The 359-nt window shown below is 58.2% G+C and carries 1 protein-coding gene and 1 pseudogene; both read right to left on the bottom strand.

The annotated features are described in order from the left end of the window. Positions 1 to 30 precede the first annotated feature (30 nt). Positions 31 to 168 (bottom strand): transposase, encoded by a 138-nt coding sequence (locus tag E1297_RS51075; protein ID WP_368669417.1) that lies wholly within the window; start codon positions 166 to 168, stop codon positions 31 to 33. A 19-nt stretch (positions 169 to 187) separates the two neighbouring features. Continuing rightward, a pseudogene (locus tag E1297_RS51070) lies at positions 188 to 322 on the bottom strand (transposase); the annotation flags it as partial. Between the last annotated feature and the right edge of the window lie 37 nt (positions 323 to 359).

Here is a 359-nt window from a genome sequence, read left to right as displayed (position 1 = left end):
GCGGCTTGCCGGCGGGCGCGTTTTTCAACTTCATAGAGTTTTGCCGATCCGCTGAATGGCTTGTGCGGCAATGGAGGACCCGCTTGAGGCGTGAACATCGACGAACTTGCGCCGGACATGGGCCCAGACAGGCGACTTCTCGGGCCTTGTCTTGTGCAAACAGGCCATTGAAACCGGTGTACCCATCTGCGTGGATCCAGCCTTTGTATCCCTCAAGATGGCCTTCAGGCCGTTCGCCTTTCCGGTCTACGGAGAACTGGTACCAGGCAAGTGGCGGAGAACTGCCCGTCCATGGACGTTCATCTCTGACATAGGTCCAGATCCGGGCTGTTTTCGTCTTCTTGTTGCCGGGTGCCTGC

The organism is Roseibium sp. RKSG952 (genome assembly GCF_009711355.1).
The sequence above is the reverse complement of the archived record's forward strand: the minus strand, read 5'-3'. Positions and strand labels throughout refer to the sequence as shown.